This window comes from Vibrio sp., assembly GCF_038138445.1.
Lineage (GTDB): Bacteria > Pseudomonadota > Gammaproteobacteria > Enterobacterales > Vibrionaceae > Vibrio.
In genome coordinates this window covers 15,673-29,657 of sequence record NZ_JAYQDQ010000043.1, presented here as the reverse complement: position 1 = coordinate 29,657, position 13,985 = coordinate 15,673, and the positions used below count along the sequence as shown (strand labels likewise).

Sequence of the window (13,985 nt, the reverse complement as noted above, 5' to 3'; positions counted from 1 at the left end):
GGCTGATTCAGTTGATGTATCAAGTGCTGATGTCGCTTCATCCAAAATAACAAATTTAGGGTTGGTCAATACCATGCGTGCAATTGCTAACCTTTGTTTTTGACCTCCTGACAAACGAATACCATTACGTCCGACAGGTGTATCTAGGCCTTCTTTGAATTCGCTAGTGACGGTATCGAGTTGCGCAATTTCTAACGCGCGCCACAAAGCGGCATCTTCATACTTTGAACCTAAGGTCAGATTATGTCTTAAAGTGTCATTGAATAATATAGGTTGTTGTAAGACAACGGCAATATTTTTCCGGATTGTATCAAAGCCTATTTCTTCTGTGGTTTTACCATTGAATCTAATGATACCCGAATCCTGATGGTACACCCCCAGAAGCAGTTGTATCAGTGTCGATTTCCCACCTCCGCTAGCACCAACGAGCGCAACTTTCTTCCCTGCTGGGATATGAAGATTAAGATGATTGAGGACTGTACATTCGTCATTGTATGAGAAGTTAACATTTTCGATGCTGACTTCCACTTGCGAGTTATTAGTAAATGGGTTGACCGTGCTAGTTGGACGCAATTCTTCATCCAATGACAGTAAGGAATTAATTCTTTGAAGCGCTGCTTTTGCGCTATACCATGAAAACTGAATTCCAAGCAGCTCTTGAACTGGACCTAACATAAACCACAGATAGCCAAATACCGCAAAAATCTGACCAATAGTTAAATCGCTAAACAAAACCATTAGCATGGCGATAGCACGAAATAACTCGAACCCTAGAAGGAATAAAAGAAAAGAAAGGCGACCAGCCGCCTCTGACTGCCATGTGTACTTATCTGCGTCTAAACGAATTCGATTTGCATCTTGTTTTAGTTCAGCAAGAAATTCTCGTTCTTTATTAGCCGCACGTAGTTGATAAATTCCGTCTAGAGTTTCTACCAACCTATTTTGAAAGTGCTCGAAGGACTGGTTTTCTCGTTTTTTGAGGTGCTTAACCTTGTTACCCAGCTTGCGAGAAAAATAGATAACAATAGGGTTAACCAAAAGAATGAAGAGACCCAAACGCCACTCTAGCCATAGTAGTACACCAGCAGTACCCATTACAGTTAGTAAGCCGATTAGAAATTTACTTAGGGTTGCGCCAATAAATTTATCAATGGTCTCTACATCGGTGACTAAATGAGCATTTACGCCGCCACTACCTCTTGTTTCGTATTGTTTCATGCTTATACGCCCAAGCTTATCGAGCATCTTACTGCGCATTTGATAAGTAATGCTCTTTGAAACAAGTGTAAATTGTCGGCTTTGCAGTATATTAAGTGCTTGACTCATTGTCCTCATCAAGACTACAAGTCCAAGGGTCAAAAATATGTAGCCTGTAGGAGTCTGTAGCGAACTAGGTAACACAGTATTCATTACCTCTATCCCTTGTGCTGGTTGATTCAACAACACTTCATCAACCATGAGTGGCATTAGCAGGGGGATTGGTACACTTAGCAAAGTGGCACATATAGCAATTAAATTTGCGATAACTAGCCGTGATTTGTGCTTTTTTACTTGAGTTATTAGCCAAGAGCGGCTAATTGTGTTTGCTGTTTCATCCATGATAGCTGTGCTGCTTCTCGTTGATGATGTTGGATTAATTGTACGTTGGTTCTTCAACCAAGTCTTTTAAAATTGGGAATTAATATGAAAGTAGAACAGTATGAAAGGTTAACCAAGCAAGCTATTGCACTTATTGAATCGGAAAAAGACCTGATTGCTAATCTTGCAAATATAAGTGCATTATTAAACATGGAGTTGGAACACGTAAATTGGGTAGGTTTTTACTTATTACAGGGTGAAGAATTGGTCTTAGGTCCATTTCAGGGAAAGCCCGCGTGTGTAAGAATACCCATTGGCAGGGGAGTCTGCGGAGTTGCGGTGGAGCAAAATCAAACCCAGAGAGTAAACAATGTTCACCAGTTTGAGGGACACATTGCTTGTGATGCAGAAAGTAACTCAGAGATTGTCATACCATTTCATATAGATGGGCATCTAGTTGGGGTTCTTGATATAGATAGCCCTTTATTAAGCCGTTTTGGTGAAATTGATGAACAAGGCTTAACATTTTTGATGAGTGAAGTAGAAAAGCTGCTTAATTCACACGCTATCAGTGCATAAATTCATTATTGACGGTGGTTTTTCGTTTTTAGGTCACTATAATACCTGAAATATTTATCCGAATGCTCGCGGAAGAGACCGCATTAACCAGGACCCCTCATGGAAAACACTGAAAAGTTAAAAAATAGCAAAGAAGTGATTGCGTATATTGCTGAATGTTTCCCTAAGTGCTTTACTTTAGAAGGTGAAGCGAAGCCGCTCAAAATTGGTATTTTTCAAGATCTTGCGGAGCGTCTTACCGACGATCCAAAAGTGAGTAAAACACAGATTCGAGCAGCATTGAGACAGTACACTTCTTCATGGCGTTATCTACATGGTGTTAAGCCAGGTGCTGTTCGTGTTGACCTAGATGGTAATCCTGCTGGGGAATTAGAAGAAGAGCATGTTGAGCATGCTAAGACTGCATTAGCTGAGAGTAAAGCTAAGGTACAGGCCCGTCGTAAAGAGCATGCTCAGAAAGCGAGAGAAGAAGGTAAGGCGAAAGCAAAACCGGCAAATAAAAAGTCACAGAACCGTCGTCCACCGCAGAATAAAGTGAACAAGGCCAACAAACCACAAGAAACAAGGGCTCTGACGGTAGAAGAGATTACCATAGGTAATCAAGTAAACGTCAACATGGGCAAAGGTAATATGGCTGCGACTATAGTTGAAATCAATAAGGAAGATGTGCGTGTTCAACTGCCTAACGGCCTGCAAATGGTTGTAAAAGCGGAGCACCTGCGCGCATAAAGGAGATACTCCTACGCATGAAATGCCGTTCGAAATTGTCGCTGATTGCTGCTGGCCTATGGTTAGCAGCATCCTCAGCATACGCTCTTAAAGCTAATATCGCTTTAGACGACCTTCCAGTGTTAGCGCCAGAGGCTCAGCACTCGACTGCAAGTAAACGTGTTACCTCACGCTTTACTCGCTCACACTATAAACACTTCGCCTTGAATGATGCGTTTTCTGAAGCAATTTTTCAAAGATATATCGAGTCTTTAGATTTCAATCGTAATATTTTCACACAAGCTGATATTAAATCTTTTAAGAAGTTAGCTGCGAATTTGGATGAGCAGCTAAAGTCTGGGGACAATCAGATAGCATTTGATGTATACAATATGTCGATGAAACGTCGTTATGAGCGTTTCGCTTATGCTCTGTCTCTCCTTGATAAAGAGATGAAGTTTGACGTAGATGAAAGTATCGAGTTGGATCGAAGTAAAGCAGGCTGGCCGAAAGATACCAAAGAGTTAGATGAACTTTGGAGAAAACGAGTTAAGTATGATGCTCTGAATCTTAAGCTTACTGGCAAAGATTGGGCCGAAATTAAAGATGTTTTAGGTAAACGCTATAATAATGCTTTAAAGCGTCTTAGCCAAACTCATAATGAGGATGCCTTTCAGCTATACATGAACGCGTTTGCCAGAGAAGTTGATCCTCATACAAGCTATCTTTCTCCAAGAAATGCGGAACAGTTTCAGACTGAAATGAATCTTTCTTTGGAAGGAATCGGTGCTGTGCTGCAAATGACGGATGACTATACGGTAATTCGTTCTCTAGTTGCAGGTGGGCCTGCGTCTAAGAGTAAGCAGCTTGATGAAGGTGATCGTATCATTGGTGTCGGGCAAGATGGTGAAGACATTGTTGATGTCATCGGTTGGCGTTTGGATGATGTGGTACAGCTTATTAAAGGGCCAAAAGGCACTAAAGTGAATTTGCAGATCTTACCAGAAGGAAAAGATGCGAAGGCACAGGTCGTTACTATTGTACGAGACAAGATAAGACTTGAAGATCGGGCAGTTAAGTCAGAGATTATTAAGAAAGACGGCAAGAAAATAGGTGTTTTAGAAGTGCCTAGCTTTTACGTCGGCCTAGCGAAAGATACTGACAAACTGATTACTGAGATGAAAGGCAAAGGCATTGATGGTGTTATTGTAGACTTACGTAATAATGGTGGCGGTGCTCTCACTGAAGCTACATCTCTATCTGGCCTTTTCATCACTAGTGGCCCTGTTGTGCAAGTACGAGACAGCTACGGTAGGGTTAACGTTAATAGTGATACAGATGGAAAAATTAGCTATGACGGCCCAATGACGGTCCTTATTAATCGCTATAGTGCTTCGGCTTCGGAAATTTTTGCAGCGGCAATGCAAGATTACGGAAGAGCGATTATTCTTGGCGAAAACTCTTTTGGTAAGGGTACGGTACAACAGCACCGCTCTCTGAATCATATTTATGATTTGTTTGATAAAGAATTGGGTTACGTTCAGTATACGATTCAAAAGTTCTATCGTATTGATGGCGGAAGTACTCAGAATAAAGGAGTGGTACCTGACATTGCGTATCCGACACCTATTGCACACAATGAGACTGGAGAAAGTGTAGAAGACAATGCTTTACCGTGGGACAGCATAGATAAAGCCAACTATAAAGCATTACAGCGTAATGAAAAACTGATTAAGAAGCTTGATGCTTTGCACCAAGCTCGTGTTGCTAGCGAACCTGAGTTCAAGTTTATTGCTGAAGATATTGCACGATACAAAGCTGAAAAGGACGACAATACACTCTCTTTGAGTGAAAAAGTCCGTAAGCAGGAGAGCGATAAGGTCGATGAAGACCGTTTAGCACGGATAAACAAAAGGCAAAAAACAATCGGAGAGAAACCATTTAAGTCTCTCGACGATGTTCCTAAAGACTACGAAGCGCCAGACGTTTATCTTGATGAGTCAGTAGCCATAATGGTCGATATTCTCAAGGCATCTTCGAAGAAAGCCATTTAATTGTGTTTATTATTGACTGAAAGCGAGCTCCTTAAATGCTCGCTTTTTTTCATCGTTAGCGTGAGCTAGATCTTGATTTTCGCATATTTGTGCTTCTGAGCCTAAGCTTAAAGAAAAGAGCGAGGTGCACTATGAGATGGATTGGAGTTTTACTTACAGGTGTATGTCTATCTTGTCTTGCTAATGAAGTTCGCGACAACAGCGACTTAACGCAGTTTGACCAACCTTTCTTACTTGGTGATTGGTATCTGGTTAATCCTAACCCGGAACAGTCAGAAGAAAACTTTTTAGCCATCAAATTGAGCTTAGATTCTAACTACAGTTTTAAAATTGATATTCAAAAGCGTGATTACTCTGTTGATCACTGGGAAGGGTTATACACAGCCAATGAGGATACGCTTATTCTTGGGCTAAATACTTCAGAGCCCCAAACATACAACTATTCCAGTAATCATAATATGCTTAACCTAAATGGCGTTGTGTTTACTAAAGCACTATCAAATGCTTTGGCGGGCATGTGGTCCAGTGCGAAATTAAGCGGCCACGAGTTTGTTGCGAGTGAAGTGCAACAAATGGATTTAATCTTGCAGCCTGACTTTGTGTTTATGTTCAGAGTCAGTAACAGTGAAGGTGATGAAGCTATCCATAAGGGTGTTTATTATACAGAAGGTGAACACCTTGTTTTGCTTTATGAAAATGGTGAGCACGAAACTAGATATAGTTTAAACAGCGATATACTTACTTTAGAAATGGAAGAAGGTGCGCTTTACGCTGTGCTTAATCGAGTGCGGTAATCCATTCTTACACTGCTTTTGTTTGAGCGTTAGGCGAGGTATTACCACATAATACCTCGTCTTTTCGTTGGTATAAGGTTAAGCTAATGCTCAATGAAAGAGCCTGACTTTAAAGTTTTCAATACCGATATGCGCAGGTAGCTTTTAGTTTGCATCTGCTCTTTCTCTAAAGTAAATAGGTCCAGCGAAAGGGTTCACGAGGAAAAATGTTCATAGGAAGAACATAAAACTCGCGTATTTCTTGCCAATAGACCTCTCATAATATCGCGTTTTAGTTAGAAGGATTTCGAAATGGCTCAAACACCTCAAGCCAAGTATCGTAAAGATTACATGTTACCATCTCACACAATTACTAATATTGATTTAGTTTTTGATCTTTATGACCACAATTCCCTTGTGACTGCGACTTCAACTGTAAAGCAGTTAAAAGAAGAAAACGTTCTTCTCCTTGATGGTGAACAGCTCCAACTAATTAGTATTCACGTAAACCAAGAGAAATGGACAAGCTTTGAACAGCTAGAGGCTGGGCTTTCTATTTCTGGGCTTCCCGAAGAGTTCGAGCTGAAAATAGTCACCGAAATTGATCCTGCAAATAATTCAGCTCTGGAAGGTTTGTATAAATCTGGAGGTGCATTTTGTACCCAATGTGAAGCAGAAGGTTTCCGTAGAATTACTTATTACTTGGACCGTCCTGATGTGCTCGCAACATACTCAACGAAAGTCATTGCTGATAAAGCACATTATCCCTATTTGTTAAGCAATGGTAATCGCATTTCTCAAGGCGAGCTAGACAACGGGCGTCATTGGGTGCAGTGGCAAGATCCACATCCAAAACCAGCCTATCTATTTGCTTTAGTAGCAGGAGATTTTGATGTTCTTCGGGACAAGTATGTCACTAAATCAGGTCGTAATATTGACCTTGAGATTTTTGTAGATAAGGGAAATCTTGATAGGGCACCACATGCAATGGCATCTCTTATTAACTCAATGAAATGGGATGAAGAAAGATTTGGCCTCGAGTATGACCTAGATATCTATATGATTGTTGCCGTGGACTTCTTCAACATGGGTGCTATGGAAAACAAAGGGCTAAATGTGTTCAATTCAAAGTTTGTCCTTGCTAATGAGAAAACAGCGACTGACACAGATTACCTTGGAATTGAGGCTGTTATTGGCCATGAATATTTCCATAACTGGACGGGGAATCGTGTTACATGTAGAGATTGGTTTCAGTTAAGCCTTAAAGAAGGCTTAACAGTATTTAGAGATCAAGAGTTTTCATCAGACTTAGGTTCTCGTGCTGTTAATCGAATCAATAATGTTCGTATTATCCGAGGCCCTCAATTTGCTGAAGACGCTAGCCCTATGTCACATCCTATTCGCCCAGAAAAAGTTATTGAAATGAATAACTTTTATACCTTAACTGTTTATGAAAAAGGCAGTGAGGTGATAAGAATGATACATACTCTGCTTGGTGAAAAGGCTTTCCAAAAAGGAATGAAACTGTATTTTGACCGTCATGATGGCACGGCCGCAACATGTGAAGATTTTGTAGCTGCGATGGAGGATGCATCTGGGGTAGATTTAGGGCAGTTTCGTTTGTGGTATAGCCAATCTGGCACACCAAGATTATCAATTGATAGTGATTACGACTCAGCAAACAAGACATACTCTTTAACAGTATCACAGTACACTCCTGCTACTCATGATCAGCAAGATAAGCAACCATTGCATATCCCATTAGATATAGAGCTTTATGCAGCGGATGGTCAAACTATTCCGTTACGTCGTCACGGAGTGGATGTCAATAAAATCCTTCATGTCATCAAAGACAGAGAGACTTTTGTTTTTGAGGATGTAGAGGAGAAGCCTGTACCATCATTACTACGTGAATTTTCAGCTCCCGTTATCTTGGAATATGACTACAGCGATGAAGAGCTGACTTTTTTAATGGTGCATGCTAGCAATGATTTTTCACGATGGGATGCTGGCCAAATGTTACTAGCCAAATATATTCGCAGTAATGTAAACGCTGTTCAAACTGGAACAGAGATTGAATTACCCATGTCTTTGATCGATGCTTTTCGAGGTGTGTTGCTTTCTGATACATTGGAACCTGCCCTTATCGCCGAAATTATGGCGCTTCCAAGTCACAATGAAGTGTCAGGTTGGTATAGCCAAATTGATGTAGACGCAATTGCTAAAGTACTAAAAGCGATTAAGGTGAGTCTAGCCAATGCGCTTGAAGATGAGTTAAGCGCGATTTATCACAGCCTAAAAGAAGTTGACTATACGATTTCACATGAAGCAATAGGCAAGCGATCTTTACGTAATACAGCGCTTTCTTATCTGGCTTATACAGAGCTCGGGAACAGTCTAGTGGAAAAGCAATACTTTTCTGCAAACAATATGACAGATACTATTGCAGCAATGAGCGCAGTGAATAATGCTCAACTAGATTGTCGAGAAAAGCTGATGACTGACTACAGCGAGAAGTGGCAGCATGACGGATTGGTTATGGATAAATGGTTCGCATTGCAAGGGTCCAACCCTGCTGAGAATGCACTGGAAGTCATTAAATCTACAATGCACCATAAAGCCTTTAGTCTTAAAAACCCTAACCGTACAAGAAGTCTGATAGGTTCGTTTTTAAATATGAACCCTGTTCGATTCCACTCTAAAACCGGAGAAGGATACCAGTTTGCTGGAGAAATTCTTAGAGAGTTGAATACAAGCAACCCTCAAGTTGCTTCTAGATTGATTGATCCCTTACTTAAGTTTGGCAAGTATGATGACACGAGACAAGCTCTAATGAGACAAGAACTCGAGCAGCTGAACTCTCTAGATAACCTCGCCAAGGATTTGTTTGAGAAAATCAATAAAGCTTTGGATTCTTAATCTGTAAAACAAAGTAGTAGCGCTAACCGCGCTGCTACTTGTATTCGTTAACACCAAACACAGCCATTTGCTAAGTTTATAGAACAAGAATGAACCAATACTATTTTTCACTAAACATTTCTTATCAAGCCTTTTTAGCGCATTATAGTGGTATCGCAAGCAACGTTCTTGTCACAACAGACCAAGGTTTGCGGTTGCAATTGCCTGCAACTAAATTCCGTCCATTTCTTAGTCAAATAGGTCTGAATGGACGTTTTCGCCTGACAACTGACCAAAACAATAAGTTTATAAAGTTAGAAATGCTGTGAACAATTGATTCTGTAAGACTTTAAATAGAACCTCAGTCACATTATCAAACATTTCACCTCCTACCACTCCTAAAAGAATTAACCATTTATCAATAAAGCTTTTACAATAAAGCGGCATTACCCGTGTTAAGCACTATGCTTACAACAGCCCTCAAAAATATATAAAATTCTAATTGTGGAGTGTGATTATGACCGCGCGTGAAACTTTGATGCCGGTTCTGCTTGAAAAGGTTTACAAACTGATTCAAGACAAACTCGAGCTTGCTCATCAACCCCTTGTCACTCAACTTGCTCAGCATTTATTTAGCAATATTTCTCATGACGACCTTGTCGAAAGGAATGAATCTGATCTTTATGGTGCAATTATTAGCCTTTGGCATCATATAAATGAAAAGAAAGCCGACGAAGTCTCTGTACGAGTGTTTAATCCAACTGTGAGTCGTCAAGGATGGCAATCCACCCACACTATTGTAGAAATCGTTGTGCCAGACACTCCTTTCTTAGTAGATTCTGTGAAAATGGCATTGAGCCGATTAGATTTGGCTTCTCACCTGATGCTCCATGGTCCAACACAGATCGAGAGAAACAAATCAGGAGACATTGCTGCGATAAACCAAGGTAAAGGTACTCTTCAGTCCTTATTCCATATGGAAGTCGATCGGTTAAGCTCAAAAGAGACCATGGCTTCTCTTAAGGTAGAGTTAGAAAAAATTATTACAGATACTTCACTTGTGGTTCATGATTGGTTACTCTTGGTTGAAAAGCTCGAAGAGGTGACAAACCAGGTTGAAGCCAATAAAGATTATGTCAAGATTGAGCGCGATCGTTACGAAGAGACAGTCAAGTTCCTTCGTTGGTTAGGTGATCACAATTTTACATTCATGGGCTACAAAGAGTATGACTTGGTCAATGTAGACGGTGATACAGAATTAAGACCTACGGCAGATAAAGGGTTGGGGCTATTCGCCAACACTGAACGTGTACGTAGCGTTAAACTTTCAGACTTCCCAGACTCTGCGCGACTTGAAGCTAAAAAGCCATTTTTGTTAATTATGACAAAAGGTAATACTCCGTCTCGCATCCACCGGCCTGCTTATACCGATTATATTGGTATTAAGAAATTCGACAAAAATGGAAGGGTAATCGGAGAACACAGATTTACAGGGCTTTATACGTCAGCCGTATATAACCAGAGTGTTGAAAGTATCCCTCTCATCAGAGAAAAAGTTGAACGCATACTTGCTTCGAGCGGGTATCGCGAAGGCTCTTATGCATTTAAAGCTCTGCACAATATCTTAGAAAACTACCCGCGTGATGAACTACTTCAGGCTCATGAAGATGATTTATTAGAAGTTGGCATGGGGGTTGTGCAAATGCAAGACCGTGACATGCTACGACTCTTCATACGCAAAGACCCGTTTGGTCGCTTCTTCAGCTGTATGGTTTATGTCACCAAAGATCGTTACAACACTGAACTTAGACGTCAAACACAGCAGATCCTTAAACAGTATTTCGGCTGTGATAACGAAGTTGAATTCACCACCTATTTCTCCGAAAGCCCATTGGCTAGGACACACTACATTGTCCGTGTTGACAACAACAACATGGATGTCGACGTGAAAATGATTGAGCAAAACCTAATGGAAGCATCTTCAACTTGGGATGATCGTCTTTCTGACGCTATCGTGGCAAACTTTGGTGAAAGCAAAGGCCTTCCTCTTGCAAAAGAGTATTTGCACGCATTTCCTCGTTCATATAAAGAAGACGTTATGCCAGGATCTGCTGTGGCAGACATCGAACGTATTGAAGCACTGAGTGATGAGAACCGCTTAGGTATGCTGTTCTACCGTCCACAAGAATTGGCTTCAGATTCAAAATCAGTGCGACTGAAACTATATCATCGTGATGAGCCGATACATCTCTCAGACGTGATGCCGATGCTTGAAAACCTTGGATTACGCGTGATAGGCGAATCTCCTTATGAAGTACGTAAGGCTGATGGCCACATATACTGGATTCTTGACTTTTCGATGCTTCACAAGAGCGAAAAAACCGTCGATCTGCGTGAAGCAAGAGATCGTTTCCAACAAGCGTTCGCGGCTATTTGGGCCGGAGATCTTGAAAGTGATGGCTTCAATAGGCTTGTATTAGGGGCCTCACTGACGGGAAGAGAGATTTCTATTCTTCGCGCTTATGCTAGGTATATGCGCCAAGTAGGCTTCCCATTTAGTCAACACTATATTGAAGAAACGCTCAGCCATTATCCTGAACTAGCACGAGGCTTAGTTGCGTTATTCACCAAACGTTTTGATCCTAAATATAAAGGTAGTCAGAAAGGGCAAACAGAACTGATCAATTCGATGACAGAGCAACTTGATCATGTTGAAAGCTTGGATGACGATCGTATCATTCGCCGTTATATGGAGATGATCACTGCAACTTTACGAACCAACTACTATCAAGTTGATGCTAACAAACAATCAAAACCGTGGCTTTCATTGAAAATGAAGCCAAGCGATATACCAGAGATTCCACAACCCGTTCCTGCCTTTGAAATATTTGTTTATGCACCAGATATTGAGGGTGTTCACTTGAGAGGTGGTAAGGTGGCTCGCGGTGGTTTGAGATGGTCAGACCGCCAAGAAGATTTCCGTACTGAAATCCTCGGGCTAGTTAAGGCACAACAGGTTAAAAATACGGTCATTGTTCCTGTTGGGGCAAAGGGTGGATTTGTCTGTAAACGCCAACACAATCTTAGTGGTAGAGATGAGATTTTTGCTGAAGGTCAACGTTGTTATAAGCGTTTCATTCGAGCACTGTTGGATGTCTCTGATAACATTATTGAAGGTGACGTTATTCCGCCGAAGAACGTTGTTCGTCATGATGAAGACGACCCATATCTAGTGGTAGCGGCAGATAAAGGTACTGCTACTTTCTCTGATTTAGCAAACTCAGTATCTGAAGAATATAACTTCTGGCTTGGTGATGCTTTTGCATCAGGTGGCTCTAATGGATATGACCACAAAGCTATGGGTATTACAGCCAAAGGTGGCTGGGAGTCGGTAAAACGTCATTTCAGAGAAATGGGTATTGACTGCCAATCTACGGATTTCACTGCAATTGGTGTTGGTGATATGGCTGGTGATGTGTTCGGTAACGGCATGTTGTTGTCGAAACATATCCGTTTACAAGCTGCGTTTAACCACCTACACATATTTATCGACCCAAATCCTGATTCAGCCAAAAGCTGGAAAGAAAGAGATCGTTTATTTAAGTTACCTCGTTCTAGCTGGGAAGATTATAACTCCAAGCTTATTTCAAAAGGTGGGGGGATTTTCTCTCGTCGGGCTAAGTCAATTACCCTTACGCCTGAAATTCAGAAAATGATTGGAACTAAGAAAACGTCGTTGCCACCAAATGACCTAATCAAGAAGCTTCTGAAAATGGAAGTAGATCTACTTTGGAATGGTGGTATCGGTACTTATGTCAAGTCGGCGAGTGAAACCCATACAGATGTTGGCGATCGTGCTAACGATGTTCTACGTATTGATGGTAGAGATCTAAGAGCCAAAGTTGTCGGTGAAGGCGGTAACTTGGGTATGACCCAACTTGGTCGGGTTGAATACGCGCTCACAGGTGGGCGGGTAAACACCGATTTTGTTGATAACGTGGGTGGGGTGGATTGCTCAGACAATGAAGTCAACATTAAAATCTTCCTCAACGGACTTGTAGCTAATGGTGACCTGACGGTGAAACAGCGCAACAAGATCCTAGAATCGATGGAAGACGAAGTGGGTGAAATCGTTTTGGATGATGCCTATTGCCAATCTGAGTCAATATCAGTAACAGAACAGCGTGGTACAGGTCTTGTAAAAGAGCAGATCCGCTTTATTCATGATATGGAGAAAGCAGGCCATCTGGATCGGGCGTTAGAATATATTCCTGATGATGAAACTCTCTTAGAGAGAGAGAAGTTAGGCCAAGCGCTTACTCGTCCAGAACTTGCAGTCCTTGTTGCCTACGGAAAGATGGTGCTAAAAGAAGACTTAGTCCACGATGATATCGCTAATGATGATTATCATGCTCAACAGTTAGTCAATTACTTCCCAACAGAGTTACGCCGTAACTACATTAAGCAAATGGATAACCATCCATTGAGAGCCGAAATCATCGCGACAGCGCTTGCCAATCAGATGGTTAATGAAATGGGTTGTAACTATGTAACACGTATGCAAGAAGAAACGGGAGCGCATATTGTTGACATTGCCAATGCTTATGCGGCTTGTCGTGAAATTTTTGGTTTAGATAAGGTGCTAACATCATTGCGTGCGCTTGATAATAAGGCCTCAACCGATGCTCAGTACGATATGATGTTCTATGTGCGAAGAACAATGAGACGACTGTCTCGTTGGGTATTGCGCAACAGAACGGGACGCCAGTGTGTTAAAGCGCTAGTTGAGTTGTATCAAGGTGATGTAGAAACTATCAACGCTAAGTTAGATGAAATTCTCGTACCCGCTGAAGTTGAAGAACACAAACAAATGGCACAATCTTGGATTGATCAAGGTATTACACCTGATATCGCTATTTATGTATCTCGTTTGTCTAGCTTATATTCAGTCTTTGATATCTCTACGGTTGCTCGAGAGACAGGCATTTCAGTTGAACAAGTTGCTCAGCTTTACTTCAATTTAGGTGATAGGCTTTCATTGCATTGGTTCTTAAATCAAATCAATGCTCAAGCTGTCGACAATAATTGGCAGGCACTTGCACGAGCAGCTTTTAGAGAAGATCTAGATTGGCAGCAAAGACAACTCACGGGGCAAGTTCTAAGCTGTCATTGCTCTCCGAAAGACATAGATGTAATGAAATCACTTGATGACTGGATTTCGAGCAATGAGGTATCGTTACATAGGTGGGAAAACATTCTAAACGAATTCAAAGTAGGCTCAGTACATGAGTTTGCTAAGTTCTCAGTTGCATTGCGAGAGCTTATGCTTCTTAACTTAAATTGCGCAGCCAACGAGTAACAAGCATATTTCGTTGAATTATCCGGTAAAACAGTA

8 protein-coding genes are annotated in these 13,985 nt (G+C 41.3%); 7 read left to right on the top strand and 1 reads right to left on the bottom strand.

The window, feature by feature from the left end:
• Positions 1–1,599: ABC transporter ATP-binding protein (locus tag AAFM34_RS12325; RefSeq protein ID WP_341663221.1), on the bottom strand; the 1,599-nt coding region annotated here is incomplete at its 3' end.
• An 84-nt stretch (positions 1,600–1,683) separates the two neighbouring features.
• On the opposite strand from AAFM34_RS12325, the gene AAFM34_RS12320 reads away from it, so the two are divergent.
• The 7 genes from AAFM34_RS12320 to AAFM34_RS12290 all read left to right on the top strand — a co-directional run bounded on the left by AAFM34_RS12320 (position 1,684) and on the right by AAFM34_RS12290 (position 13,949).
• Complete coding sequence (locus AAFM34_RS12320; protein ID WP_341663219.1) at positions 1,684–2,157, top strand: GAF domain-containing protein; 474 nt, start codon at positions 1,684–1,686, stop codon at positions 2,155–2,157.
• Between the two features lie 99 nt (positions 2,158–2,256).
• Positions 2,257–2,886 carry an RNA chaperone ProQ gene (proQ, locus tag AAFM34_RS12315; protein WP_341663217.1) on the top strand — a complete coding sequence of 210 codons (630 nt, stop codon included), beginning with the start codon at positions 2,257–2,259 and terminating at the stop codon, positions 2,884–2,886.
• Positions 2,887–2,903: 17 nt separating this feature from the next.
• Positions 2,904–4,919, top strand: coding sequence for a carboxy terminal-processing peptidase (gene prc, locus AAFM34_RS12310; RefSeq protein ID WP_341663215.1), 2,016 nt, complete (start codon positions 2,904–2,906; stop codon positions 4,917–4,919).
• A gap of 131 nt (positions 4,920–5,050) precedes the next feature.
• The gene (locus AAFM34_RS12305; RefSeq protein WP_341663213.1) at positions 5,051–5,713 is read left to right on the top strand and encodes a hypothetical protein; all 663 of its coding nucleotides are present in this window, start codon (positions 5,051–5,053) and stop codon (positions 5,711–5,713) included.
• A 291-nt stretch (positions 5,714–6,004) separates the two neighbouring features.
• Positions 6,005–8,611: an aminopeptidase N gene (gene pepN, locus AAFM34_RS12300; protein ID WP_341663210.1), complete on the top strand. Its 2,607-nt coding sequence runs from the start codon at positions 6,005–6,007 to the stop codon at positions 8,609–8,611.
• An 89-nt stretch (positions 8,612–8,700) separates the two neighbouring features.
• Positions 8,701–8,919, top strand: a complete 219-nt coding sequence (locus AAFM34_RS12295) for a DUF2835 domain-containing protein (RefSeq protein WP_341663208.1) — start codon at positions 8,701–8,703, stop codon at positions 8,917–8,919.
• A 188-nt stretch (positions 8,920–9,107) separates the two neighbouring features.
• Positions 9,108–13,949, top strand: a complete 4,842-nt coding sequence (locus AAFM34_RS12290; RefSeq protein ID WP_341663206.1) for an NAD-glutamate dehydrogenase — start codon at positions 9,108–9,110, stop codon at positions 13,947–13,949.
• The last annotated feature ends 36 nt before the right edge of the window (positions 13,950–13,985 follow it).

Bases quoted from the DNA above. Each gene is read 5' to 3' on its own strand.
- proQ (WP_341663217.1), top strand. From the start codon at position 2,257: ATGGAAAACACTGAAAAGTTAAAAAATAGCAAAGAAGTGATTGCGTAT.
- pepN (WP_341663210.1), top strand. From the start codon at position 6,005: ATGGCTCAAACACCTCAAGCCAAGTATCGTAAAGATTACATGTTACCA.
- AAFM34_RS12295 (WP_341663208.1), top strand. From the start codon at position 8,701: ATGAACCAATACTATTTTTCACTAAACATTTCTTATCAAGCCTTTTTA.
- AAFM34_RS12320 (WP_341663219.1), top strand. From the start codon at position 1,684: ATGAAAGTAGAACAGTATGAAAGGTTAACCAAGCAAGCTATTGCACTT.
- AAFM34_RS12305 (WP_341663213.1), top strand. From the start codon at position 5,051: ATGAGATGGATTGGAGTTTTACTTACAGGTGTATGTCTATCTTGTCTT.
- prc (WP_341663215.1), top strand. From the start codon at position 2,904: ATGAAATGCCGTTCGAAATTGTCGCTGATTGCTGCTGGCCTATGGTTA.
- AAFM34_RS12290 (WP_341663206.1), top strand. From the start codon at position 9,108: ATGACCGCGCGTGAAACTTTGATGCCGGTTCTGCTTGAAAAGGTTTAC.